This is a genomic window from Geomicrobium sp. JCM 19037 (genome assembly GCF_000698105.1).
Taxonomy (GTDB): Bacteria; Bacillota; Bacilli; order Bacillales; family Marinococcaceae; genus Geomicrobium_A.
The window spans coordinates 1-23,916 of the sequence record NZ_BAWZ01000002.1 but is presented as its reverse complement, the minus strand read 5'-3'; the positions used below and the strand labels follow the sequence as shown (position 1 = coordinate 23,916).

At 44.8% G+C, this 23,916-nt stretch carries 25 protein-coding genes and 2 pseudogenes; 12 read left to right on the top strand and 15 right to left on the bottom strand.

Annotation, left to right across the window (positions count from 1 at the left end):
- The first annotated feature begins 215 nt into the window (after positions 1-215).
- A complete protein-coding gene (locus tag JCM19037_RS01290) occupies positions 216-911 on the top strand; it encodes a LexA family transcriptional regulator (protein WP_042397043.1) in 696 nt (231 codons plus the stop codon).
- A 40-nt stretch (positions 912-951) separates the two neighbouring features.
- On the opposite strand, the gene JCM19037_RS01285 is transcribed toward JCM19037_RS01290, so the two are convergent.
- The 5 genes from JCM19037_RS01285 to JCM19037_RS01265 form a co-directional block, all read right to left on the bottom strand.
- On the bottom strand, positions 952-1,266 hold the full coding sequence (locus tag JCM19037_RS01285) for a DNA-binding protein (RefSeq protein WP_373900166.1): 315 nt from the start codon (positions 1,264-1,266) through the stop codon (positions 952-954).
- A 1,584-nt stretch (positions 1,267-2,850) separates the two neighbouring features.
- Positions 2,851-3,858 (bottom strand): hypothetical protein, encoded by a 1,008-nt coding sequence (locus JCM19037_RS01280; protein ID WP_042397040.1) that lies wholly within the window; start codon positions 3,856-3,858, stop codon positions 2,851-2,853.
- Complete coding sequence (locus JCM19037_RS01275; RefSeq protein WP_042397035.1) at positions 3,848-4,726, bottom strand: ABC transporter ATP-binding protein; 879 nt, start codon at positions 4,724-4,726, stop codon at positions 3,848-3,850. Before JCM19037_RS01275 ends, JCM19037_RS01280 begins: the two co-directional genes overlap by 11 nt.
- Entirely contained in the window at positions 4,723-5,106 is a 384-nt protein-coding gene (locus JCM19037_RS01270) for a GntR family transcriptional regulator (protein ID WP_042397033.1), read from the bottom strand. The genes JCM19037_RS01275 and JCM19037_RS01270 overlap by 4 nt, the downstream gene beginning before the upstream one ends.
- A 117-nt stretch (positions 5,107-5,223) precedes the next feature.
- The gene (locus tag JCM19037_RS01265) at positions 5,224-5,526 is read right to left on the bottom strand and encodes a hypothetical protein (RefSeq protein ID WP_042397353.1); all 303 of its coding nucleotides are present in this window, start codon (positions 5,524-5,526) and stop codon (positions 5,224-5,226) included.
- A gap of 247 nt (positions 5,527-5,773) precedes the next feature.
- Here JCM19037_RS01265 and deoD point away from each other — a divergent pair, with 247 nt between their 5' ends.
- The gene (gene deoD / locus JCM19037_RS01260; protein WP_042397030.1) at positions 5,774-6,487 is read left to right on the top strand and encodes a purine-nucleoside phosphorylase; all 714 of its coding nucleotides are present in this window, start codon (positions 5,774-5,776) and stop codon (positions 6,485-6,487) included.
- A 1,118-nt stretch (positions 6,488-7,605) separates the two neighbouring features.
- Here deoD and JCM19037_RS01255 read toward each other — a convergent pair.
- The 3 genes from JCM19037_RS01255 to JCM19037_RS01245 are packed head-to-tail and all read right to left on the bottom strand — an operon-like array spanning position 7,606 to position 9,556.
- A complete protein-coding gene (locus JCM19037_RS01255; protein WP_042397026.1) occupies positions 7,606-7,986 on the bottom strand; it encodes a MaoC family dehydratase N-terminal domain-containing protein in 381 nt (126 codons plus the stop codon).
- Positions 7,983-9,014 carry a GNAT family N-acetyltransferase gene (locus tag JCM19037_RS23865; protein WP_081828965.1) on the bottom strand — a complete coding sequence of 344 codons (1,032 nt, stop codon included), beginning with the start codon at positions 9,012-9,014 and terminating at the stop codon, positions 7,983-7,985. Before JCM19037_RS23865 ends, JCM19037_RS01255 begins: the two co-directional genes overlap by 4 nt.
- On the bottom strand, positions 9,011-9,556 hold the full coding sequence (locus JCM19037_RS01245; RefSeq protein ID WP_042397022.1) for a hypothetical protein: 546 nt from the start codon (positions 9,554-9,556) through the stop codon (positions 9,011-9,013). The genes JCM19037_RS23865 and JCM19037_RS01245 overlap by 4 nt, the downstream gene beginning before the upstream one ends.
- Before the next feature lie 183 nt (positions 9,557-9,739).
- On the opposite strand from JCM19037_RS01245, the gene JCM19037_RS01240 reads away from it, so the two are divergent.
- Positions 9,740-10,156 carry a hypothetical protein gene (locus tag JCM19037_RS01240; protein ID WP_042397019.1) on the top strand — a complete coding sequence of 139 codons (417 nt, stop codon included), beginning with the start codon at positions 9,740-9,742 and terminating at the stop codon, positions 10,154-10,156.
- Here the strand turns inward: JCM19037_RS01240 and JCM19037_RS01235 are convergent.
- Entirely contained in the window at positions 10,151-10,771 is a 621-nt protein-coding gene (locus JCM19037_RS01235; protein ID WP_152548888.1) for a hypothetical protein, read from the bottom strand. The genes JCM19037_RS01240 and JCM19037_RS01235 overlap by 6 nt on opposite strands.
- 31 nt (positions 10,772-10,802) lie before the next feature.
- Positions 10,803-11,351 carry a TetR/AcrR family transcriptional regulator gene (locus JCM19037_RS01230; protein ID WP_042397013.1) on the bottom strand — a complete coding sequence of 183 codons (549 nt, stop codon included), beginning with the start codon at positions 11,349-11,351 and terminating at the stop codon, positions 10,803-10,805.
- Between the two features lie 261 nt (positions 11,352-11,612).
- On the opposite strand from JCM19037_RS01230, the pseudogene JCM19037_RS01225 reads away from it, so the two are divergent.
- Positions 11,613-13,570 (top strand): annotated as a pseudogene (locus JCM19037_RS01225) (RND family transporter).
- Positions 13,563-15,386, top strand: a complete 1,824-nt coding sequence (locus tag JCM19037_RS01220) for a hypothetical protein (protein ID WP_052363418.1) — start codon at positions 13,563-13,565, stop codon at positions 15,384-15,386. The pseudogene JCM19037_RS01225 and the gene JCM19037_RS01220 overlap by 8 nt, the downstream one beginning before the upstream one ends.
- 267 nt (positions 15,387-15,653) lie before the next feature.
- Here the strand turns inward: JCM19037_RS01220 and JCM19037_RS01215 are convergent, their stop codons facing one another.
- From JCM19037_RS01215 to JCM19037_RS21755, 4 genes and pseudogenes are all read right to left on the bottom strand, one after another.
- Entirely contained in the window at positions 15,654-16,067 is a 414-nt protein-coding gene (locus JCM19037_RS01215; protein WP_052363417.1) for a type II toxin-antitoxin system death-on-curing family toxin, read from the bottom strand.
- Positions 16,067-16,357, bottom strand: coding sequence for a hypothetical protein (locus JCM19037_RS01210; RefSeq protein ID WP_042397009.1), 291 nt, complete (start codon positions 16,355-16,357; stop codon positions 16,067-16,069). The genes JCM19037_RS01215 and JCM19037_RS01210 overlap by 1 nt, the downstream gene beginning before the upstream one ends.
- A 643-nt stretch (positions 16,358-17,000) precedes the next feature.
- Entirely contained in the window at positions 17,001-17,363 is a 363-nt protein-coding gene (locus JCM19037_RS21760; protein ID WP_052363416.1) for a hypothetical protein, read from the bottom strand.
- Positions 17,357-18,162: pseudogene (locus tag JCM19037_RS21755) on the bottom strand (serine hydrolase domain-containing protein). The gene JCM19037_RS21760 and the pseudogene JCM19037_RS21755 overlap by 7 nt, the downstream one beginning before the upstream one ends.
- A 133-nt stretch (positions 18,163-18,295) precedes the next feature.
- Here JCM19037_RS21755 and JCM19037_RS01195 point away from each other — a divergent pair.
- The 6 genes from JCM19037_RS01195 (at position 18,296) to JCM19037_RS29795 (ending at position 22,094) form a co-directional block, all read left to right on the top strand.
- The gene (locus JCM19037_RS01195; RefSeq protein ID WP_042397003.1) at positions 18,296-18,589 is read left to right on the top strand and encodes a DUF3219 family protein; all 294 of its coding nucleotides are present in this window, start codon (positions 18,296-18,298) and stop codon (positions 18,587-18,589) included.
- Positions 18,579-19,556 carry an LLM class flavin-dependent oxidoreductase gene (locus JCM19037_RS01190; RefSeq protein WP_042397001.1) on the top strand — a complete coding sequence of 326 codons (978 nt, stop codon included), beginning with the start codon at positions 18,579-18,581 and terminating at the stop codon, positions 19,554-19,556. The genes JCM19037_RS01195 and JCM19037_RS01190 overlap by 11 nt, the downstream gene beginning before the upstream one ends.
- A 56-nt stretch (positions 19,557-19,612) precedes the next feature.
- Entirely contained in the window at positions 19,613-20,515 is a 903-nt protein-coding gene (locus JCM19037_RS01185) for an LCP family protein (RefSeq protein ID WP_042396999.1), read from the top strand.
- 271 nt (positions 20,516-20,786) lie between these two features.
- Positions 20,787-21,365 (top strand): CNNM domain-containing protein, encoded by a 579-nt coding sequence (locus tag JCM19037_RS28015; protein WP_255357824.1) that lies wholly within the window; start codon positions 20,787-20,789, stop codon positions 21,363-21,365.
- Between the two features lie 35 nt (positions 21,366-21,400).
- Positions 21,401-21,895: a CBS domain-containing protein gene (locus JCM19037_RS28010; protein WP_255357823.1), complete on the top strand. Its 495-nt coding sequence runs from the start codon at positions 21,401-21,403 to the stop codon at positions 21,893-21,895.
- 4 nt (positions 21,896-21,899) lie between these two features.
- Complete coding sequence (locus JCM19037_RS29795; protein ID WP_373900230.1) at positions 21,900-22,094, top strand: transporter associated domain-containing protein; 195 nt, start codon at positions 21,900-21,902, stop codon at positions 22,092-22,094.
- Between the two features lie 660 nt (positions 22,095-22,754).
- On the opposite strand, the gene JCM19037_RS01175 is transcribed toward JCM19037_RS29795, so the two are convergent.
- A complete protein-coding gene (locus JCM19037_RS01175; protein ID WP_042396997.1) occupies positions 22,755-23,174 on the bottom strand; it encodes a PH domain-containing protein in 420 nt (139 codons plus the stop codon).
- A gap of 164 nt (positions 23,175-23,338) precedes the next feature.
- On the opposite strand from JCM19037_RS01175, the gene JCM19037_RS25395 reads away from it, so the two are divergent.
- Positions 23,339-23,515 carry a hypothetical protein gene (locus tag JCM19037_RS25395; protein ID WP_193744621.1) on the top strand — a complete coding sequence of 59 codons (177 nt, stop codon included), beginning with the start codon at positions 23,339-23,341 and terminating at the stop codon, positions 23,513-23,515.
- Positions 23,516-23,916: the final 401 nt, after the last annotated feature.

Genomic DNA, 23,916 nt, shown 5'->3' with positions numbered 1-23,916 from the left:
CTCCCCCCTTTCTATGACTATTTTATTACATTTAAAATGCACAAACAACAAATAAATCAGAAAAATGAAGCATTTATTGCCAATTAGTGCATTTATACTGCAAAATATGTACAATACTTCCGTTTCCTAGTACACAGCTTCTGAGGAAATCTGTACACGACCTAGCACACACGATATAATAAACACGAATAACGTGCGTTAAGGAGGGCTGATTGTTGATTAAAGATGTCGTGAAAAAGACACGAAAAGAGGCAAACATGACATTACGTGCATTCGCGAAAGTTCTGAACGTTGCGCCGACAACAGTAAGCGCATGGGAGCGAGGCGTGAATACACCACGAATGAACAAAATTAGCGAGATGAGCGAGAAATTTAATGTCAATATTCAGGATTTTTTTGCGGGTATGGCTGATCCAGACCTTGTGAACCGCGAAGGATTTGATCCACTACATACGAAACATCCCCACTTCATCGCTGAACATGAAGCCAGTTATTCTTACGTTCAGCTTCCTTATTTCCGAAACCTTGCTGCCGCAGCACTTTCGGTCATGACAGGAATTGTTGAGCAAGACCTGGAATTTGTTACATTACCAAAACAAATGATTGGCAATCATGTAGCGTCAGACGAATTGTTTGCACTCCATATTCAAAGCGAAAGCATGAACCAACTCATTCCGTATGGCTCCTTTATTATTTGCATTAAAACAGAGGACCAACATGTCGACGACGGCGATATCGTCATTATGAACAACGAAAAGCAAATGAAACTCATGCGGTACCGCTTAGTAAACGAACAAATCGTTTTTGAACCTGAAACGAATGATCCTAAATACAAAGAAGTACGCAAACAAGATTCAAGCGAAGCACGTATTATCGGCAAGGTTGTGTCGTATTCCGTAACGTTAACGTAAAAGGCACCGAAATCTCAACGGATTTCAGTGCCTTTTGTACTTATTTTTGTGTGCCATCCAACGATTCTATCCACGTTTCCAACTGTTTCCTTGGATAATATGTATTCCCGTTCACAACGACGTGGGGAACATCCGAATGGTCTTCAATGAGCTTCTTGGAGTCCTCTTTTGAAAGCCCAATGTAGTGATGAACATGACCTTGCTTAATGAGTTTTGGCTGAGGACTGTAATCTTCTTCTGACCCAAACATCTCCTTAAGCCCTTTCGCCTCTGGGTTTTTCCAGTTCTTTAATCCGTCTCCGATAAAGTACGCAGCCCCTATCATACCAATGCCAATCCAAAACAACCCATCCAAATCAACCACTCCTCTATGTATCTCATACAGTTTAAAGGTAACACAATATGAGTGCATATTGATTGAAAACAAAGAAATTTTTATAAAGGAAACGCGGTACATTGACAGCAAAAATTAAAGGGAATATTCTGTATATACAGACTCTAATTAGGAGGAATCATTGGAATGGATTTTTTGAATTCGATCGGTACAGCAAATCTCACGATGGCTGCCTTCCTCACGCTTGTTGCTCTAATCGTTTGGGCAACGGTACGAACGCTAAAAACGAAACGGTCCTAATATGATCCATCACTTCATATTTAACGGAATATTTAAACTAAATAGTGCAAACTTTAGATTTCCCTGATTTGCGCTATTGATTGTTGCTTTCCACTATAGGAGGATACTTGCAGTCCAGACTACAAGGGCAACATCGGTGGCGAAACATCTGCCACCGTGTTTTCTATGCACTCCGGAGTACAAGTGCAACATCGGAGGTCAAAAGGCGACCACCGTGTTTTCTAGGCAGTACAGACTATAAGTGCAACATCGGTGGTCAAAAGACGGCCACCGTGTTTTCTTCTATGTAGCGGAGGACCGGTCAAGACTCCTCGGTCTTACGGTAAGGTTACTGAAAAAAAGCGTCTCACTCTCTAGGTTACTCGTTAACGCGAACCAGCGTGTCCGACGTATGTGGGGATTTGAACAATATGGAGCGTTGCAATCGCAAATTATTCCCACATAGAACCATCTATGTGGAATATAGCCTTTCTATGTGGGGATTCCTGCTAAAAATAGTTCCTAATTTAAGAAAATTCCAACATAGACAGGGTCTACGTGGGATTTTTATTTATAACAAAAGAAACACGGTTATACATTTTTCAAATTTCCCTTTTTCAGTAAATTTCTTACGACCTGCGGGGTCTCGTCTCGGCCCTTCTTCCGCAGGCGTCACCGCCTTCGGTTCCAATCAACGGTAATGAATAGGTGACGTTGTTGTACTAGAGGTTCTCCATTGTGACACTGAACGCGATTCATACACTTGGGATGTCAATAGCAGTCATAGAAGCCCTTCATTGCTACGTCTGCTGTGAACGATTAACATCGCTCTCCGATGACGTTGAACTTTAGAGCTCTAAAGGGTGGTTTACCATTGGTTCTTGAAAGAAATTCTTTAGTTCAACTTAAGTAAATTGCACTATCAGAAAGGAGCTGATTATTCATACGATCACTCATTATCTCTTTATTTAGCCTCGTTGCTCGGTTTATTCGCTTTGCCCTTTTTCTGTCCTTGGGCTCTAATTACTTAATGTAGTATCTGGATTTGCCATGATTTATTTTACCTTAACCATCCCGTTGATCGTCGTATTTGTATTACTCAGTTCCCTCGTGACGTTCCGCAACTTTTTTTGTCGGCCTCATCGCATTTTTACTCGTTAGTGTGTTGATGTCTCTCATTCCTTCTCTATTATTATTAGGGTCGCTCTCCGGCGAAGCATTGCTCATCATGATCGTGTTTATGTTTTTAGGCGTCCTATATTATAGTTGCTACTCTGCACTTTCGAAAATAACCCCATCGATGCCTTAAACATCGATGGGGTTATTTTAATTTGTCTTTAACGTCACATTCATATCGAGCAAGCGCCTCGTAATCAAATAGGCGATGCCACCAATGATGAATGCCCCTAACCAGTATGAAAGGACAGTTAAACCGGTCACACTCCCGACGAAGGTGAAAATCATACCCCCGAACATGGCGAAGCAGATGACAATCGCGACGAAGAAGACGGGCTTCAGTGCAGCGTACAAGATAAATTCCCCATTTCGTTCCGCCTTACTCCGTTCATACAACAAGCTGCCGATGCCGACGCTAATGACGAGCACGGTAACGGAAACGAACACATACACGAGCGGATGAATATCCATGTAATAGCCGATGCCCATAATTTGTGCAGGAAGCAACAAGTAGATCCATTCATCAGCAAACTGAACGTGACCGAGACCATGAACGTCTAAAAAGACGAGCAACAACATGGAAAACCCATACGGAAAAATGAGAAAGATAAAGGTGAGTACAATTTGCGACACCATTTCTCCAGAGATGCCTCCCATAAATAACGTGAACGCAAACGTCGCCATATAAGCAAGGACCGGGATTACATACATCTCTAATGCTTCAAACTGAACAAGTAAATCTCGGTAGTCAGAAAACCAAATGAGCAGGTATGATAGTAGCATATTAACTGTGAATATAATGAATATAGCACTCATACCGATCATCACTTTTGTAAGAAACAACTGCCGCCTTGAAAACGGGAGCGACAAACTAAAATCATGGCGTCTCGTATTACGCTCTAAGCCGATGAGCATACCGCCAAGGACGACGACGAGCAAAATCGGAAAGAACGACAGAATGTTCCCCGAAAAAATATCTCGCACAACATACTCCGTCATGTTGTTGAACACCATAGGGTCTTGTTGCTCCATTAATCGCAAATGCTGTAAATCCAGTATCGTACGTAATGGATAGATGAGAAACAATAACGTTGCAAACAGCGTCAAGATGAGCGAAGAGCTCCGCAAATCTTTCTTTAATAATCCTTTATTCAGCAATTTGTTCACCACCTAGTTTGGCCACAAACACATCTTCAAGCGTGAGCGGGAGCTCTTCATATAACAACGGGTCAGACTGTTTAATATCCGCTTCTAAGGTTTCAAGGTCCCCCTCCGCAAGACATGTATACACCCGTCCGGATTGCTGCAACATATATAACTTATCGAACAACGCTGTCGGCATCTCCTCTCGGTACACAATTTGCCACTTGCGATACGTTTCTCGCAGTTCATCAAGTTGGAATGTTTCGGCAATTTTTCCATCTTTCATAACGAGTACTTGGTCTGCAAGCGTCTCCAGTTCATCAAGACGATGTGTCGCGATAAGAACGGAAACACCCTCTTTCGCCACTTCATCGAGTAAAAAACGGAGCAATTGTTTTTTGACAACTACATCGAGTCCGTCAGTTGGCTCATCGAGCAAAATATATTCTGGTCGGGCAGAAAAAGCAAGAATGAGTGCGAACAACGCCTTACGGCCTTTCGAATAATGCTTTACTTTTTTTGCAGCCGGCATGTTAAAGCGCGCCATCAATTCATGGAAATACTCTTGGTCGAAGTTTGGATATATGTCTGCGTACAAAGAGACGATATGTTGAATTGAGTAGCTCTTGAGCACTTCGACCGAATCAGACACGTACAGCACCGTGCGCTTCGCTTCCGGATGCAAAAACAGACTCTGCCCGTTTAACTCCACTCCCCCTTTGTCAGGGTCAAGAATAGTAACCATCGTTTTTAGAAGCGTTGTTTTCCCAGCACCATTTCGCCCAACGATGCCCGTTACCGATCCTTTACCGACGGTAAAAGAAACATCTTGGAGCACTTGCTTCTTTCCGATCTTTTTAGACAGATGCTTCACTTCGATCATGACTTACCTCCAAACTGATTGTAATAACAGCTCACCCAATCGCGCATCACTTCTCGGTCAATCCCGGCGTAGTGGCCTTCGAGTACGACTTGCTTTACCTTTTTTCGAATGTTCTCAATATCTTTCGTCATAATCTCGCCTGGTGTTGGTTCTGCAATAAATGTGCCTCTTCCACGCACCGTCACAATGACACCTTCCCTCTCCAACTCTTGATACGCTTTACTTACTGTGTTCGGGTTCACAACAATTTCTGCAGACAGCTCGCGTACTGAAGGAATCTTCTCATCAACGGCCAAAACGCCTCTTGCCACTTGCTCCTTCACTTGATTAACGATCTGCCGGTAGATGGGCTCTCTTCCCTTCACATCAATGTTTATCATCGGCACTCCTCCATACTTCAAGGGGATTAATTGTATTAGTTGATATAGTACACTAGGTACAATGAACTGTCAACACATTAAAAAAGCGGCAGATCTCGTAAGATCCGCCGCATACTTCTACTGTTTGAGTACTTTCCAGCCGGTCATTTTTAATTGGTCAATGTAGTCTTTAGCAGGCATCGTTTCGCGATCAGTGACGAGCGGAGCCAATGAGACGAGGCATTCATCGTCCGAGTAGTTTAATGTAACTTTAGCTACTTCATAGCCATTGTGGAATCTCGAATCAAAGCCAGGGTCATCAATAATATCTCCTGCAACTGGGCGTACATTTGATTCATATGTTTTCATAAGTGTTTGGGTATTCTGCTCATTCGGCTCATCATAAACAGACGTGACAAAAACAATACAACGAATACGCATCGACATTTAGCCTCCCTTCATAAGTTTAGTATAACTATAATCAAAGGCTGAAGGGTGCACGCCTCTTTAAGAGACGTCCCCTCCCTTCCAACATCCGACCAACCACACCACTTAACCCTCCCCTTTTCGCAACAACTTATTGTCTTTTTTACCTTATAACTTAACATCCGGCTTCTCGTTCTGTAGGATAGAGGGTGAGCGTGGGAATTACGCTCACGAATCTATTCAATAAAGGAGTACGTAACGAATGTCTACACATAAGCAGACTGCTCATATTAATCCTGAAGGGCAAGAGATTGCTGAAACAATTCTTCTCCCTGGCGACCCACTTCGCGCGAAGTTTATCGCTGAGAATTATTTAGAAGATGTTGTTCAGTTCAATAGTGTGCGCAACATGTTCGGCTATACTGGCACATACAACGGTCAGCGTATTTCCGTCATGGGAACAGGCATGGGTGTGCCTAGTATCGGTATCTACTCATGGGAACTAATTAACATTTTTGGTGTCAAAAACTTAATCCGCGTCGGTTCTTGCGGCGCATTGCAAGATGACCTCGATCTTTATGATGTCATTTTTGCAATGGGTGCTTCGACAAATTCCAACTATGTAAGCCAATATCACCTTCCAGGCGACTACTCCCCAATTGCTTCTTTTGAGCTTCTCGAAAAAGCGAAGAAAATTGCGGACGAGCAAGGACAAAAAGTACATGTCGGAAACGTCCTTACGAGCGATACGTTCTACAACGCAGATGAAACTGCAGCGAAAAAATGGAAGGATATGGGTATCCTAGGCATTGAGATGGAAGCCGCCGCTCTCTATATGAACGCTGCTGCTGCCGGTGTCAACGCCTTAACGATCCTCACCGTTAGTGACCATATCTTTAAAAATGAAGAAACAACGTCCGAAGAACGCCAAAACTCGTTCACGAAAATGATGGACATTGCCTTGAACTTGGCGTAAAACTAGAAAAACGTAAAAGCGGATGCCCAGAAATTCAGGGCATCCGCTTTTTGCATGACAGGGTGCACTCTTGTACAGCCACGATCGGCACCGGAGGTGCCGATGCTATACCGAACGGTCTTCGGCCTCGCTGTCGGTCGCAAGGGATTGAATATTCTAGGAGAATGATGATCTAGATCACACAAAAACCACGATTTTCTGCTCATAATTCGTGATCTATATAGAATGAACTTAACATTTTCCTAATTGCACAGTTTGTTGTTGCTTTCCACTGCAGGCGGATGCTTGCCGCGGAGGACCGGCCGAGCCTCCTCGGTCTTGAGACCTGCGGGGTCTCGTCTCGGCCCTTCTTCCGCAGGCGTCACCGCCTTTCGTTCCAATCAACGGAACTGAATAGGCGACGTTGCTGAACTGGGGTTGCTCAATTTTGGCATTCAACTCGATCCGTACACTTTGGAGGTCAATAGCAGTAGATAACCATCATGCTACGTCTATTGTAAATGATTAAGATCGATCCCAAAGTCGATGAACTTTAGGCTTTAACGGTTGGTCTACTATTCGTTCGTGAAGAAATTCTTTAGTTCAACTTATATAGACCATTTTCGGGGTGATCTAGATCATTTTTTACTGGTTTCGGCACCTCTGGTGCCGACGGATCGCTCGGATTTGGGGATTACTAGGAGATCGGTGATCTAGATCGCGACATTAACGATCTATATGGAGTGAACTTAGCATTTTCTTGATTTGCACTCTTGGTTGGCAGGGGTAGCGCGGTGCTAGGAGAGTCAATTTGCGCGCGAGTTCCCCCCATCTGCGCAGGCGTTGGAACAAACTCCTGCGTAGATTCTAGGATGAAGTGCCAACGACACGTCGGCCCCTGCGGGCCGAAACGAAACCGCACTCGGTTCGGCGCGGCTCGCGCCGACGTCTTGTGAGTACTTCGGGGCGGAGTTTGTACTGGTGCCCCGGTAATCTGTTCCCTAGTTTATGAGAACAGACCGCTTTTCCAGCGACTCTCCCCAACTCGAGCACAGTTTGCACTTACCAAGCTTACCTTTGCTTCTTGAAGAAAATCTTTCGTTCAACTTACATAGATCACGACTTAACAATCTAGATCACTACTTGATAATAACACCGTCAAAATTGCCTTCTAAAACGCTCTCTTCTTGTTCGTTCGTACATACGAATGATGCTAAAAGTGCAGTACGACCATTCTCTTTTACCGTTAGCTTATCTATTGTGACGTCACAGCGGATCTGCTCGTCGGCGTACACTGGTTTTTTAAAGTGGAATCTCATCGTGCGCGCGATGACGTTTTGATCTCCGCCAATCTTCGTTGGCATCGTTGCTGTGAGTAACCCTTGGAGCATGAGCCTTCCTCGTTCATCAGGATGTACATGATGGTTGCCTGTATCCATGGACAACGTAGTAAATTGTTCGACTTCTGCTCGCGTGAAGGTTCGCTCAAAGGTGATAACTTCTCCTTGTGTCATGCTCATGACTGGTCTGCCCCTTCTTTTCTTGTGTAATTTTGAAAAAGCGGGATGCTTTCTCCTGACGTATTGTAAGCGAGTCCGATGTTTTTCCAGCCGTACTTTTCGTAATATCCGTGCAAATCAGACGTGAGGTGCAGTGACCGGTAGCTTCTCCTCTCCGTTTCAACGAGCGCATGGCCGAGTAACTTCGCACCGAGGGCGCCCCCTCGCATCTCCGGGTCCACGTACAAACAGGCAAGCCACGGGTGCAAATCTTGCCGGCTATTTAGGTCATTTCGTAAAAGGGCGTATGTACCGACAATCACATCGCCTTTTACGGCGATATAAAAGCTCGGGATTCCTTCTACATCTGTCAGAGCATGCGTCATCGCATCCTCATAAAACAGACGGCCCCCTTCTTCGCCCCACGTTTTCCAAAATAAATCGACAGCTCGTCCAAAGAGACGATCGTTTTGTACGAGCTGCTGAACACGGAGAGGCTGTCCGTCCTTAACGTAGCGAATCGCCGCTTCTGTTGAGGCAATTAAAGATTCATCATCTTTTTCACGCCGAATTGAAAGAGCTGTCTCAAAACAAATGATGGCCTCTTCAATTCTGCCAAGCTCGAGTAAGCATTTGCCTTGGTGTTGCAAAGCAAAGTCTTTGTATCGCTCATTATGACGAAGCGCCCACTCAAACTGTTCCAACGCACGCTTATGCTGTTCTGCATATTTGAACGCTTCCCCTAGCCGAATTCGAGCGACGGCCTCTCGGTGTTTATCATGATCGTGCATCGCTTCTGACACATTAAACATCAAATAATCAATCGCTTGTTCAGGCTCATTGGCAAAGCGATATAAGTTCCCTAACGCGCCCCGTAGTTGGTGTTTCTCAGAGGCTATCGTTTCGTCCGAATAAAGCAACGTTTCTAGTTCCGCAATGACGCGGTGAATTATCGCCAAGTCAGCTGTTTGTTCCCGCAAGCCAAGCGACTCGTCAAAGTAGACCGTCGCCATCGCTTTCTCCATTTGTCGCTCTACAAATTCTTTCATTCTTCATCATCCTTCGATGAGACTTGATCTGCAATGGTTGACTTTAACACGTCTCGTTCTACAACCGATTGTCCGCTCGGCTCTAAATCTTCCAAGTCCGTGTACGTATATGAACCTTGCTCATATACGCCATCTGTCGCGAAAAACGCACCCGAATCTAAGCTAATGATCCAATAGTCGTATGATTCTCCCGATGCTTCCTTAAAAAAGAACACGTACACGTCGTCACGGTTATAGACAGATTGACCGTTCACTTGTATCTCTTCTTGCGTTTCTTGTTTAAACTGAATCGTTCGCCGGGTCGGTTCTCCTTTTAACACATCCAGAATCTCTCCTTCTAAGATGGTGCTCGGAGTCCCAGTGTCTATTTCTTTAACAACATCACCAACTTGAACTTCGGCAATCACATCCGCACGATCAATTAATTCCGGAAACGGATACACTTCGTAATCAACCGTTACCGACGTCACAACCTCATCATCTGTGTTGTTTTTATCTGAATTATCGCAACTAACGAGCAATACGACAACGAAAACGAGCAACCAACTTCATGAGCCTCACTCCTCACCTACTATGACGAGTTGCTGAGGAAAACGTTTCATTACGTTGATCATAATACATCCAATCGTCGGGTACAAGCGAGAACAATCAGGACTTTCGGTGTATACAAAGGAATCTCAACACGATCAATCGAATACTTAGGAAAAGAACAAGGAGGCGTTATCGTGGACATTAAGCAAGAGGTCATCGAGCAGATCAAGCGGATGCAACATTTGCATAACCAATTCGCGCATGGAGAATACGCTGAGCTTAATCGCTATTACTCAAAGGCTTTCAACGGCTATCTATTTATGCCTACAACCGGTAAAGTCGAAACGTATGATTGGAATACGATCAAAGACGGAAACAAGCAAGCCGCCCAGCTTTACAACAGCCAACACATCTCTTTCACATACACGAACCTAGAAGTGATTGTCCAAGCACCCGAGCAAGCGGCTGTCAGTTATCGGGTTCATTTCCAAGGGGCAGATTATGAAGTGTTTGGTTTGTCACTTGAAGTATGGAAAAAAGAAGAAGACCACGTGTGGCGCATGGTCCGATGGTATGAAGAGAAAGGGGAAGCCGCCGCGCCCCTGTCATAGCATCTCAGGTTGATGGTTGGGCTTCACTCGTGAAACCCGTTCTCCTGCGCTTGAACATACCCACACCGTGTCCGGAGACCACGCCTCAGTATGCCGGTCAACGAGCCTTCGCTCTACTCGGTTCGTATACACGTTGTACCGACGAACAGAGACGCGCACTTGCTTCGTCCTCACTTTAGGCAATTGCATGGCACTCGTCACAGTCCGAACCGCAACTGATGACGGGCGCTGAATCATATAATGAAAGATTTGCCGTATCAGTAAAAATGAAGCCGCGGCAACTTGCTGAATATCAGTGACCGGCACGGAACCATTGTTCAAAATGCTAAACGTCCCGTCTTTATAATAGCTTGCTCCCAACTGCGCTTGATATTGAACCGCCCCAGTGCTTAAATCATATTCAATCCATTGAATACGTTCCTGTTTAAACATGAAATGAAGCCCAATCGCTTTCATAGGTTCGTCCTCATAAACGACAAATAAACAGTCGGTAAGGCAAAAACGAATCGTTCGTTCATCGAGCGCTACCCTTCGAACTTCTTCCACGTCACTTGGTTGAAGGATGACTCGGTCCGTATTGTCCAATTCTCGTAAACGGATAATAACCCCCTCCATTCACTCATAGACTATGCCTCAACATGACGACTTATGAAAAGCTTCTAAGACCATAGTTTTTGAACTGGTGAAGCATCGCAGCCAGTTCCTTTGGAGACTCATGCCTCTCGTCTTTTAACCAATGTTCAATCACATCAATCGTTCCACTAATCATCAACCTTGGAATGTACTCAGGAATATCCGCCTGCCGTTCTACGTTCCACCTCCCAAGAACATAATCTTTAGCCACCTCCATGACACGTCTTTTAAACGTCACATCTCCATGGCTACTAAGAAGCACGATACACAACTCACGCTGCTCTTCAATGTATTCGAAGATCTTCTCTGTCATGAGAAGCTCCTCCTCTTCTTCAGCAAAGTCATACTGATGAAGCGTTTCATAAAGGTCACTCTCAAATTTCTCACCAATCTGATTCAAGAGGTCATACGGATCATTAAAATGACTATAAAATGTGGAGCGATTCACATCTGCTGCTTCACAAAGCTCCTTTACCGTCACACTAGCTACTGGCTTATCTTTCAGTAAACCAATGAGAGATTCCGCGAGCACCCTACGCGTATACTTCTTTCTTCGATCCATTACAATCCCCTCGTTTTCGTTGTTCTCCAACAGATTTATTCGACTGTGTTGGTTTCTTAACAAACATTACACAACTGTTTGTTGTTTAGACAACACTGTGTATATATAATATAAAATGTACATTTTAAACGTCAATATAGGTGGGGAACGCATTTGTTCATACAGTTCATACTTAAGTACAAAAAATCCGTTGTATTCTTTTTCACAATCCTAACGCTCATCTCCGCAGTGTCTACGTTGTTTGTGTCCACAAACTACAACATGGTCGACTATTTGCCAGATGATGCGCCTTCAACTGAAGGCTTGGAAGTGATGGAGAATGAATTTGACGGGGCAATGCCGAATGCTGAGGTGCTTATTGAAGACGTCTCGATTCAAGAAGCCCTCGTTTATAAAGAACAGTTAGGAAACGTGCACGGCGTAACGGACGTCACCTGGCTCGATGACTTGGTTGATTTGCAAACACCATTGCAAATGCAAGATGAGAGTGTGATTGAATCGTACTACCAGGACGGGAATGCACTCTTTTCCATTACGATCGAAAGCGAAATGGAAGTGGATGCAACCGAAGACATCTATGCGCTCATCGGTGAGAATAATGCGATTACCGGAGAAGCGGTGAACACTGCGACCCAACAAACGATGGCAAGTGATGAAGCGCTGTTCGCAGCACTCCTGCTCGTGCCAACGATGATTGTCATTCTTGTCCTCTCGACGAAGTCGTGGATTGAACCGATCTTCTTTCTCACCGCCATCGGTGTGAGTGTGATCATTAACCTTGGAACGAATATCTTTCTCGGAGAAATCTCGTTTATCACCCAATCGGTTGCACCTGTCCTCCAACTTGCTGTCTCATTAGATTATGCGATTTTTCTACTGCACGCATTTTCAGATGAACGAAAGAAAAACAACACACCTGAAGAGGCGATGGCAAAAGCGATGAAAGCGTCATTCCCCGTCATCTTAGTGAGTGCGCTAACGACGTTTTTCGGGTTTATGTCACTCATGTTAATGGACTTTGAGATTGGTGCTGACCTCGGTTTGAACCTTGTGAAAGGAATCGTGTTCAGTTTCATCTCTGTGACCGTGCTATTACCGGCTCTCACACTTACGTTCTATCGTTGGATGGAAAAACCGAGCACCGAAGTTTAATTCCTGATTTTACTGGGGTCGGTGCAAAGATTGTTAAGTTTCGTATTCCGGCCATTATTCTCGTTGCCATCTTAATCGTGCCAAGTTTTCTCGCTCAAAGCAGCACGAGCTTTATCTACGGCTTAGGGGAACTGCCGGAGGAAACACGGGCCGGTGCGGATGTGCGGCAAATTGATGAGACATTCGGGCAATCCACGCCGATGGTTTTACTCGTACCCAACGATGACATTGCAAGAGAAGCAGCGTTGGCGGAGGAAATCGAGGACTTGTCCTATGTGGATTCGGTCATGTCCTATGCGACGATGATCGGCACAGCGATTCCTTCTCAGTTTCTTGAAGATACGGTAACCGAAGAGTTTCTCTCAGAAAACTACAGTCGGATGATGATTTTTACGAGCATCGGCATTGAAGGAAATGAGCCGTTCGCGCTCGTGGAGCAAGTACGCGCTCTTTCATCCGAGTATTACGGCGACGAGACCCACCATTTAGGGGAAAGTGCCACGTTGTACGATATGAAAGAAACCGTGACGGTTGATAATCAAGTGGTGAACACGATGACGATTGTTTCAATCGCAATTGTGCTCATGATTACTTTCAAATCTTTATCGATCCCAATCATCCTGCTCGTGACCATTCAAGCTGCGGTGTGGATCAACTTGTCAATTCCGTACTTCACCGATGATTCCCTCGTTTTTGTCGGCTACCTCGTTGTAAGTACGGTTCAATTAGCCGCGACGATTGATTACGGGATATTGCTAAAGGAAACGTACAAAGAGTACCGAAAAGAAATGCCAGCGATGCCGGCGATGAAACGTGCGCTTGACGAAAAGCTGTTTTCCATTCTCGTTTCCGCAACCATCCTGTCTAGTGTTGGGTTTATTCTATGGTTCACATCAGACAACCCGACCGTTTCTTCGATTGGATTATTGCTTGGAAGAGGAGCATTGCTAGCGTTTGTACTCGTTATCTTCTTGCTACCGGCATTGTTGCTCGTAGGGGATCGCTTCATTAAGAAAACGACATATAAACCGAATTATTATGAGGAGGAGGAGAAGACCGATGCTTAAACGATTCACGACCGCTACCGCTGCATTGTTGCTAAGTACAACACCGGTCACTGTACTTGCCGGTTCAAGCGAGACGCTCACCGCCAACACGGATACGCCGACGAGTGGGCAAGGAGAAATTGAAGGAAAAGATGAGATTGTGTACGCAAATTTGTTCGCCGACGGGTCAATGGAACAGATGTACGTCGTAAACAGTTTGGACATTAAACAACCTGGAACGGTGACTGATTACGGGTCTTATGAAGAAGTGATTAACTTGACCGACGTGTCGGACATTGAGCATTCAGGAGATGAGATTCACGTAGAAGCTTCAGATGATCCGTTTTTTTATCAAGGCAATTTACATCGGGATACACCATTGCCTTGGCAGATCGACATTCAGTATGAATTAGACGGCGAAGAAGTAGAACCTCACGACCTGATCGGGCAATCTGGACAATTTGGCATGTCGATTTCGGTATTAGAAAAAGAAGATGTGGAAGGTGGTTTTTTTGAGAACTACATGGTCCAAATCTCAGTGCCATTCAAAAGTGAGCGGGTCGATCAAATTGATGCACCCGACGCCACCGTTGCCCATGCAGGTAAAGATAAGCAGTTAACCTACACCGTCATGCCTGAAGAAGAAGAGCAGTTTGAGCTATCTGCACACATTTCAAATTTTGAGTTTGATGGAATTGAAATTGCCGCGTTACCTGCGTCCATTTCCATAGACTCCCCGGATACAGACGAACTAACTGAAGGATTCGACTCCCTCACCGGAGCGATTTCCGATTTGCGCTCTGGCTTATCTGACGTGCAAACCGGAACCGAAGATCTCACGTCTGGATTGGTTGAGTTAAGTGATGGTTCATCTGATTATGCGAGTGGCATGCAAGTGACAGCCGATGCAGGTAGTGAATTAGCCGGCGGCTCACAAGACATTCAGCAAGGTTTACAAGAACTAAATTCAGCTTTAAGTGGCGCAGATTTGGATGTTGACTTTGGCGCCGGAGATGAACTGTTTGGCGCACTTGACGAGCTGTCTGGAGGCATGCGTTCATTGGCGAATGGGCTTGATGAGCTCGGCAGCGGCCATAGTCAAGCGTATGAGGCACTAGAGTCCGCCATTGGCGGCATTCCAGAAGCAAATATCTCTGAAGAAGAACTCCAAACATTATTCGCGGAAAACCCTGAATCTGAAACCGTCGGCAAACTCGTGGAGCAATACGAAGCCGCGCAAACCGTAAAAGCGACACACGCAGCTGTCAAAGAAGGGTTAAGCGCCATCCAACCGGCAGCCGAAGAGATGGGAGGCGCCGCTCGTGATATGGCAGGCGGCATTGATGAACTAAACGAGCAACTCGAACAAGAACTTGGCAGTTTTGATGGCGCTGAGGGGCTCAATGAGCTAGCAAACGGTATTGAAACACTCGCAAATGAGTACAGTACGTTCCATTCCGGTCTCGTTGAATATACCGATGGCGTAAACGACCTGAACTCCTCTTATAGTGGAATTAACGACGGCATTGCCGAGACAGCCGAAGAGGTGCCTGCTCTTAGCAACGGCATTGGAGAAATCCATGCCGGCATGGGTGAACTACAAGAAGCCACCGAAGAAATTCCTGATCAAATGCAAGAAGAAATCGACGACATGATTTCCCAGTACGACAAATCCGATTACGATGCCATCTCTTTCGTAGCACCAGAGAAAGGCAATGTAAACAGCGTGCAATTCGTCATCCAAACGGCGTCACTCACATTACCTGAAGAAGAAGACGAACCCGTTGAAGACGAAGACAACTCATTTTGGGATCGGCTGCTTCAGCTTTTCCAATAGATTAGTAAATCAGGCGCATCGGCCGGATACCGATGCGCCTGGTTTTTACGATCTATACTTTTGATTGTGAAGGAGAGGTACCCCTTCGTGACAAGCCCCCACCTGTAGTGGAAAGCAACAACTAATAGTGCAAATCAGAGGTGATCCTTTTCTCGTGGTGTGAAAACCTTGGCATACTAAGGTTGGCAGTTATTAAATTCGTTCAATTAGTGCAACGGTAGCGGAAAAAAGGCATTACTTATTTAAGACAGTCTCTACTACACAGAATTAATCACCTTGTCTAGAATGTACCTCAATCCACTCCGCTATATACAGGATATGCTTTTCCATATCGACAGTTTTATCATCATTTTCTGCTATTTCTTCTATGAAGTTAACAACCTCTTCGTTAGAGGCTGTTAACGTTTGATTATTCAATTGCAGCATACGCAATAATGACCAAAAAGCTGTACGTTTATTCGCATTGTGAAATGCATGGTTTTTAATCAACGAATGAAAAAGTGCCGCACATTTAAGATATAATGTAGGATAAGCCTCATACCCAAAAACATCCGTTTTAGGACGGTTTAAAGCAGAATCGAGATTGCCGTATTCTTTAATTCCAATTTCTTCTCCAGGTGAGTACTTTGTTATGACGTATGCATTGATACGTTTCACTTCTGTTTCAGAGACATAATTCATTATCGGTCAACTAATCTCCTTGTAGCCTCACCATACGTATCATCCGATTGCTTTAGGAAATCTAAAAACTCTTGATCTACATTTGATTCTTGTTTCTTAATTGGTTTAACAAAAAAGCCTCCATCTTTTAATTCAATTTCCAATTCTGTACTCTCATCAATATTAAGCGCTTTTTTCACATAAGCGGGAACCGTGAGTGCATGACTTCCACCATACGGATGCATCTTTGTCGTCATCGATTTTTTCCTCCCTTGTACAGAGTCATCTCTTTCATTTCCTTGATTTTCCATGATTATATCACCTCATACGAAATTTGTATATTCAAAAGTATATACATCAATATGAATGGTATAACCGAAAAGATGGCAATTTAACCAAAAAACCTTTTTTCAGACGAAAGTATTTTGATACTTATTACTTACAACAGCTTAACAGCGTCTAATTCATTTTGTACCGAACACACTTCTTGTGGATTTGCTTGTACTCATACCTTAGAAAAGCCTGGAGGAACCGCAAAATAAAGTGAGCACTTTTTGCATAATAGTAGAGAGTTTTATGAAGCTGACAAACTTTTATTGTTTCAATACTTTCCTTTACGTGGCCGTTGAAGGCAAGAAGCGCCTGGATTGAGCGTTGAATGATCACTTAAAAGAGTGAGAGGTTGGATCACGCCTTGCTCCAGGTGTACCCCTTCGAACAAACTTTCCGCTTTACCCGTAACCCTTACAGTGATGAACAACGATCGGCCAAAAGCAATGTAGATCCTATTAGTGAACTTGTTTAGTTCAATTTCGTGAGCTTTACCCGCTAGGATCGGTTGCTTAAACTTTTTCAATAAATTATTAGCTGTGACGCATCGGTCGAATACCGATGCGCCTGGTTTTTTTACGATCTGAGTGACCTAACACCGTCGCTTTTTCGGTTCCTCTCCACTCACGCCCGCACGTACATTCTCATCCCGAGCCGCACCGCCCACGCCCGGTTCTCCGTTCGATGCACAAAGAAATTCAACGGTTTGCCGCTGCGCACGATGACAAGTGTCGTTTCTCCACTTGCGCGAAGCTCTTCTCGTTCGCCGTTCACCTGAGCAACAACCTGATTACCTTCTGTCCAAATATGAATCATACCCGCGCTTTCCTCTGTCCGATACGCGCCAACGAGCCGTTCCAATGTCGGTCTCGAAATCTCCATACGTGGCTCCTCATTTACCGGTTTGTCCAAAGGCAAACCGAACGCAGTATGCAATACCGGCGTTGCCAACCTCCCGACATCCACATCGGCAAGGTTCGTCAACACAACGAGAGAAAGCTTCTCCTCGGGCACGAACATAAACTGCGACGAAACCCCAGCTGACTGCCACCATGCCCGACGACCGTTCGCCCATCATAATCCGGGGTAACGACGAGTCCATACCCATACTGCGAATAGCGATCCAGTGAAAATCGCGGCGCCCACATCCCTCCGTAACGCTCCTCATTTCGCGCGAGCTCATTCACAAATTGAACGACGTCGTATGTCGTCGACCGAATGCCACCACCGACCGCATAATTGCCGAGCTCGGGCCAACCCGTTACGGCAACTTCCCCTGCATCCTGTACGTAAGGCGTTGACACATTTGTCATCTCTTTCAGTTTTTCTACATGAAAGGTTGATCGATCCATCCCTAAAGGTTTAAAAAAGAATTCCTCAATACATCTAAAATACGACATATTGGTTGCTTTTTCGACAATCGCTCCGAGAAGTAAAAACGTGTCATTGCAATAACTCATATATTCCCCCGGCGCACCGAGACGCGAGAACGACCCGTCACGTAAATACTGCAAATGCTCATCAAACCCTTGCAAATCTACTCGACGTTCGAGAGGCGGAACCCCCGTACTGTGCGTAAGCAACTGTTCAATCGTCACCTCCCGATCAAAGAACTCGGGACAATAATCCTGAACCGGTCATGCACACACAACCTCCCCTCTTCATGTAACCTAATTACAGCCGCTGCTACGAATGATTTTGTAATTGAGGCGGTACCGTAAAGGGTATGTTCATTCGGACACGCTTTGCCGAACCCGCCTGTATAGATGAGGTCTCCGTCTTTCATCACAGCAATCGAGGCCGAAGGAATCCGTTCTTCATGCACGAATCGATTCACATAAGTTTCTAAAGCATTCCAGTTCACTTTCCAGCACTCCCTTTGATAAGGTTGGGGCATACTACTGTTAGGAGGCACAAACATGGCTACGCACATTTATTTGGATAATACGCCGATTCAGGTCGTTCAGTATAAGCAGGAATCTGTGGACGGCTTGCAGAAAGTTTCTATAGATTTTGAAGTGACGTCCGAGATGTATCACGATACAGCTGTTTTATTGTATCAAGGGGCGTTTCACGTCCGAGTACCTGAGGATGATATTGCTTTTTACGGTACCATTGTCCGCTACTCAACTTCGTTAACGAACCTTTACGAGCAAAACCAAACGGCTCTCTACTCCCTAGAATTGAAAGAAGGCGACCCGAATGAAGCTTAGCATTCTTGATAGTTCACCGTTGGCGAGTGGGAAAACAGCGGCAGATGCTTTTTCAGATTCTAAAGACTTGGCCGTCGCCGGAGAGAAGCTTGGCTATACGCGTTATTGGGTGACCGAACACCACGACCTTAATGGCCTTGCTGCATCTGCACCTGAAGTGTTGCTCGCCTATATTGGTGCCGCTACGTCTACGATTCGACTCGGAACAGGGGCAATCCTTCTCCCTCACTACAAGCCGTTTAAAGTTGCTGAACTTCACCATACGTTAGCGACATTGTTTCCCGGCCGCATTGACTTAGGCATCGGCCGTGCACCGGGTGGGTCTGCCGAAGTGACGAATGCGCTAAATGACAACTTCTTACAACAAGTGTATCGCATGCCAGAACTCATTGATGAACTGTTATCCTTTATAGATCTAACCGCTGAATCGGTCACCGCCTCCCCGATTCCACCTGTAAAGCCAGAAGCATGGATCTTAGGTACGAGTGCAAAAAGTGCACAGATGGCCGCAACGAAAGGAACATCGTACGCGTTTGGCCAATGGATGAGTGATACCGATGGTTTGCCCGTCATCGAAGACTATTATCGTACGTATGCGCCTAGAAATCCGGAGGATTCTTCACAAGCTTTAATGACGGTTGGCGCCATTTGCGCACAAACGACTGAAGAAGCAGAACGACTCGCAAAAACATTGTTCGTTTGGCAGGAACAGTCGAATGTTGGCAACGGAAGCGACGGCATTCCTGCTCAGGTCGATCGGCAACTTACCGCCGATGAAAAAGCGAAGTTCGATACGTTTAAAAAGAAAACGATCGTCGGCAACCCTGAAGAAGTCGCTCGTCATATTCAACGGCTTGGCGTGAATGAAGTGATGATTCATACCCCACTTCATCATATCGCTGATCGCATTCGTTCCTACGAACTCATTGCTACGGAATTAGGTATTAGAAAACAGTCGTCGGTCTAAAATAATGATTGGACCATAAATATGTGACATAGAAGTACTGTGAGGGGGGTACCCATTTGAAGAGAATTTGGTGGATCGTTAGTATAGCTCTGGCAATTCTACTTGTTGCAGGAGGTGCACTTTTCCTATATGTGTACTCATCCCTCTCGTCTACAGCAGACGACATCTATGAACCTGTAGAACGTGAATCGCAATCATTATACCGACCAAAGCCTGCAGACGTGGATGAGCGTGACCCGATATCGTTTCTTTTACTCGGATTGGATGCAGAAGAGGAAACGTCTGGGCGAACAGATACGATGATTGTCGCAACGGTGAATCAAACGAAGGACTCGATACAGATGGTGAGCATCCCCCGGGACACGCGAACGGAAATTATTGGTCGTAACGTTGAAGATAAAATCAATCATGCGTACGCCTTTGGCGGTGCAAAGATGGCGATGGATACGGTTGAGAACCTGCTGGACATCCCCATTGATTATGTCGTCACAATCAACATGGACGGATTTCAAGAAATGGTTGATGCCGTAGGTGGTGTGACCGTTAATAATGCGTTTAATTTTGAGTATGACGGATTTGATTTTATTGAGGGACCGGTTGAGCTTGACGGAGAAGCTGCGCTCGCATATGTCCGAATGCGGTATGAAGACCCCCAAGGCGATCACGGCCGAAACATTCGTCAACGACAAGTGATCGAAGGGGTTTTACAAGAAGGTGCCCGCATCTCTTCGGTTACGAGAATGGACCAAATTCTTTCAGCAATTGGCACAAACGTAGAGACGAACCTAACCTTTCAAGAAATGACCGATCTTTTTGCCTACCAATCAGCAAGACATCAAATTGAACAACAAACCCTTACAGGTACAGCCACTTACATTGATTCCATTTACTATTTGCTCGTCAGCGATGAACAAATTGCTGAAGTATCCGAGTCTCTTCAAGAGCACCTCGAGTTGTAACATTTTAAACTCTAGGTGCTTTTTACCGAAAGTCAGATTGTTCATTGAATTCATTCGATAACGAAAAACATATATCCCTCTTTCGATGGATTCATGCTATAATAATTCGTAATATTTCCTTTGAGGCAGGTGAGTGAAGATCTAGAATAATGAGTTGCACTCGATTACAGGGGTGATGTTCCTGTTTTCAGAGGCCAATAATCGTTCATCATATCGAGGTTCATTATTCAACATCTATAACAACATACTGTAAACAGAGGAGAATGTTTCATTGAGTACCGGTGTTAGTATGACACTGTTTTTCCTATTGCTTATCGCTACCGCATTTTTCGTAGCATCTGAGTTTTCCATCGTTAGGATCCGTAACAGTCGTCTGAATCAAATGATCGAAGAAGGTAATGTTCCAGCAACACTTATGAAAGATACGGTAGACAAGTTAGACGGGTATTTGGCGGCTTGTCAGTTAGGAATTACGATTACTGCTCTTGGTCTTGGGTGGCTCGGTGAACCGGTTGTCGAACGGTTTATGCACCCGATTTTTGAAGCCGTCGGCATTCCTGACACACTCATCACACCAACGTCCTTTATTTTTGCCTTTGCGATCGTCACATTCCTACACGTCGTTTTTGGTGAACTTGCACCTAAAACGGCCGCGATCCAGAAACCTGAAGCGATTGGATTCTTTATTTTACGACCGCTTCGATTGTTTTACAAATTGGCTTTCCCGATTATTTTCGTCCTTAACGGTGTTGCTAACCGATTCGTCCGCTTGTTCGGCATTCAGCCGCAGCGGAGCGAGAGGAAGCCCATTCAGAGGAAGAACTGCAGATCATTCTCACAGAGAGTTTGAAGCACGGAGAGATCAATCAATCTGAGTTTGGTTATGTGAGTAACATCTTTGCCTTTGATGAGCGCAAAGCCCATGAGATTATGGTACCAAGAACAGATATGACGTGCCTTTCCCTTCATGATTCTTTCGCTGAATCGATGGCGGTCATTCAAGAGAGTCGTTTCACACGATTCCCGATCATTCGTGAAAGCAAAGATGAAGTCATCGGCTTTATAAATACGAAACAGTTCCTGCTCTTGAACGTTGAAGATGAGCAGGTCGATATAAATGAAATCGTTCGCCCAGTGCTCACCGTATCCGATCAAACACCGATCAAGCGATTGCTTAAGAAGATGCAGTCTGAAGGGGCGCACCTTGCGATACTCATTGACGAGTACGGCGGAACAGCGGGCATGATTACAATTGAGGACATTCTCGAAGAAATCGTTGGAGATATACGCGATGAGTTTGATGAAGAAGAAATTCCAGAAATCGAACAGATCGCCGACAACCATATGCTTGTCGACGGCATCGCCTCATCGATGATGTGAATGAATTCATTCGACGAAGATTGATGAAGATGAATTTGACACGATTGGTGGTTGGCTCTTTGCCAAAAACCCAAGCATTCAAGAAGGAGAGCGTTGGCGAACCGACGACCTCGACATCCGCGTCATCAAACGCGACGAGTTCCGTTACCGCAAACTCGAGATCATCTTCACAGAAGAAGACACATCCGAAGACTCGTAGGAGGGGAATTATCCCCTCCTGTTTTTTATGAGGCCGCTAAAAAAGGGAGATTAAAAACTTCTAATTGGCTAGATCAGATGATTGGTTTTACCGAGTAGCGCAAGAAAGTGAGGCACTTTTTTCAGTGAACTCGCACTTCAACTCCGAGACTCCTATGAATGGCTTCCTGTTATGGTAGGATTTTCAGTTTCTATGGTGGAATTTTCGCCCTACGCCTTGATCAGTACCGATCCTAGGTGATGGAAGGCACTGAGAAAGGGAAATTGAAAAACATAAACCTTTGTTTCGTTTGCTATCAATGGAAAATCCCACGTAGACCCTGTCTATGAGGGATTTTCTTCATTGAGGAACGCTTTTTAGCAGGAATCCCCACTTAGAAAGGCCATATTCCCACATAGACGGTTCTATGATGGGATAATTTATGATTTCAACGCTCCATATTGTTGAAATCCCCACACGGATCGCACCCCCTGAAATGTGTTAACGAGTAACTTAGAAAGTGAGACAGCATTTTTCAGTGAACTCTTTATTTTTGAGGAGGACCAAGCTCTTCAGCGAAGTTCCTCTCGCATAAGACCGAAAAACGAGCAATCCTATCAACTCAGACATCACTGCCATTCTAAGCTCGAGCCGTACTTATCCCGCTACGCCGATCAAGTATTACAATTCCTCTATTTCAAAAGCTGCATGACGAGCTCGCTCACGTAGCTCACTGATAAAACTCTGTTCGTCTCGAGGGGAAACCCTAACATTTCCAAACGATCCATTCCTTATGAACATTTCAATGCCATCGCCAGCTAGATGTAACTTAAACTCGCCAGAAAACAATCCCAAACCATTGAACCGTTGAACCATATAAACATCATCGTATACAACCCTAATCTTAATTAAACCTGCTCGAATCTCTAAATATTGCTCATGAAAATCATAGCGCGTTGCCCAGATTAACATCACGATGAGCAGAACCGAGGAAAAAAGAAGAACAAATATAACCGTTCCCCAAACCGTAAAATTAGTATATAAATGAAGTGCAGCTCCGCCCAACAATAAAAAAAAGCCCGAAGTGTACAGTAATAACATATGGGTAATTCACCCGTGATTTAAACGTCATCGGAACCTCCATTAATATGCATATAAACAGCACCGAGAAAGTTACTGGCGTGGGACACATCATCTCGTAGTAAACAGCCTAACGTTTAACCTCAGCTATATTGTGGAAATGTGCCTCTAAGAGGTGATTTCTCATGAAGAATCGCAAAGAAAACGATCCGATACAATTCCAGCGAAAACCTCCCCAAAAACGCAATAATGTGGAAGACAATAAATTCGAAGACCCCGTACCACTTGATGAAGTAAATCGTGAGGAGAAGGAACAGCGAAACAAACGAGCATCCAAATCTTCTTCGCGCACAGATGATTAAAAACTCGCAATTTCTATAGATGCTGAGTACGTGTAAGGCACGTGCTCAGCATCTTTCGCATTCTATATAGGATGAACTTAACATTTTCCTAATTGCACAGTTTATTGTTGCTTTCCACTGCAGGAGGATGCTTGTACTCCAGAGCATAAGTTCAACATCGGTTCGGTGCTGCCTTCTGGCTACGGTGTGTGGAAAAAAGTCCAAGTGCCCCATATATTCATTTAAGTGACATTTGAGAAAGAAAAATGATGATTTTAAACGTGAATGCGCACATAAATGGTGTCAACTGTCACAAATATTACGATTTGTGACAGTTGCGTGCCGAAAGTGCCCGGTTTGAGGCTGGATTGTCACATACGTGACCGGCCATCACATGCTTGTGCCAGGTGGTGAGCCTCGGG

Bases quoted from the DNA above. Each gene is read 5' to 3' on its own strand.
- JCM19037_RS23865 (WP_081828965.1), bottom strand. From the start codon at position 9,014: ATGAAAGAATTTGTAGAGCGACAAATGGAGAAAGCGATGGCGACGGTC.
- JCM19037_RS01210 (WP_042397009.1), bottom strand. From the start codon at position 16,357: ATGGAAAATCAAGGAAATGAAAGAGATGACTCTGTACAAGGGAGGAAA.
- JCM19037_RS01275 (WP_042397035.1), bottom strand. From the start codon at position 4,726: ATGATCGAAGTGAAGCATCTGTCTAAAAAGATCGGAAAGAAGCAAGTG.
- JCM19037_RS01255 (WP_042397026.1), bottom strand. From the start codon at position 7,986: ATGAGCATGACACAAGGAGAAGTTATCACCTTTGAGCGAACCTTCACG.
- JCM19037_RS01220 (WP_052363418.1), top strand. From the start codon at position 13,563: ATGCTTAAACGATTCACGACCGCTACCGCTGCATTGTTGCTAAGTACA.
- JCM19037_RS25395 (WP_193744621.1), top strand. From the start codon at position 23,339: ATGAAGAATCGCAAAGAAAACGATCCGATACAATTCCAGCGAAAACCT.
- deoD (WP_042397030.1), top strand. From the start codon at position 5,774: ATGTCTACACATAAGCAGACTGCTCATATTAATCCTGAAGGGCAAGAG.
- JCM19037_RS01235 (WP_152548888.1), bottom strand. From the start codon at position 10,771: ATGGAGGGGGTTATTATCCGTTTACGAGAATTGGACAATACGGACCGA.
- JCM19037_RS01190 (WP_042397001.1), top strand. From the start codon at position 18,579: ATGAAGCTTAGCATTCTTGATAGTTCACCGTTGGCGAGTGGGAAAACA.
- JCM19037_RS01230 (WP_042397013.1), bottom strand. From the start codon at position 11,351: ATGGATCGAAGAAAGAAGTATACGCGTAGGGTGCTCGCGGAATCTCTC.
- JCM19037_RS01265 (WP_042397353.1), bottom strand. From the start codon at position 5,526: ATGCGTATTCGTTGTATTGTTTTTGTCACGTCTGTTTATGATGAGCCG.
- JCM19037_RS01215 (WP_052363417.1), bottom strand. From the start codon at position 16,067: ATGAATTATGTCTCTGAAACAGAAGTGAAACGTATCAATGCATACGTC.
- JCM19037_RS01270 (WP_042397033.1), bottom strand. From the start codon at position 5,106: ATGATAAACATTGATGTGAAGGGAAGAGAGCCCATCTACCGGCAGATC.
- JCM19037_RS01195 (WP_042397003.1), top strand. From the start codon at position 18,296: ATGGCTACGCACATTTATTTGGATAATACGCCGATTCAGGTCGTTCAG.
- JCM19037_RS01175 (WP_042396997.1), bottom strand. From the start codon at position 23,174: ATGTTATTACTGTACACTTCGGGCTTTTTTTTATTGTTGGGCGGAGCT.